A 554-nucleotide genomic window follows, 5' to 3' on the forward strand; every position below is an offset into this window, starting at 1 on the left:
CGTGATGTCGATCAAGCGGCCAGTAGTGCGCTTGAATTGGTCACCGATGTCAATAAAATTTCAACGGTCATGTCTGAAATTCAGGGCATTGCGGATCAAACAAACTTACTGGCATTGAATGCTGCAATTGAAGCGGCAAGAGCGGGTGAGCAGGGCCGAGGTTTTGCTGTCGTTGCCGATGAAGTCAGAACGCTAGCGAGTCGGACTCAGGAAGCAACCGTTCAGATCCAAACCTCTGTTATTGAATTACAAAATTCGTTAAAAAATTGGAGTGAGGTGATGCTTACTAGCAAAGCTAATGCCGAAGAATGCTCTGCAGATAGCACTAAAATAAAGCAAGAAATGGAAAATATTATCGGTAACGTAAATGATGTTAGTGATATGACGGCTCAAATTGCCACCGCGGCTGAAGAACAAAGTGTCGTTGCGAATCAAATAACGCATAGTGTTTATACCATAGATAATATTTCTCAAGAAAATAGTAAACTTGCAACGCAAGTAAATAATTATGGTATAGCGGTAAATAAAAGTGCTGAAGATCTCGACAAATTAAA

Annotated in this window: 1 protein-coding gene; it reads left to right on the forward strand. The window is 41.0% G+C overall.

The annotated features are described in order from the left end of the window. Positions 1 to 554, forward strand: a 554-nt coding sequence (locus H4J59_RS00020; RefSeq protein WP_259369317.1) for a methyl-accepting chemotaxis protein, incomplete at both ends; no start/stop codon positions are given.

This window comes from Colwellia sp. MB02u-10, assembly GCF_014077185.1.
In the GTDB taxonomy this organism is placed as follows: domain Bacteria; phylum Pseudomonadota; class Gammaproteobacteria; order Enterobacterales; family Alteromonadaceae; genus Cognaticolwellia.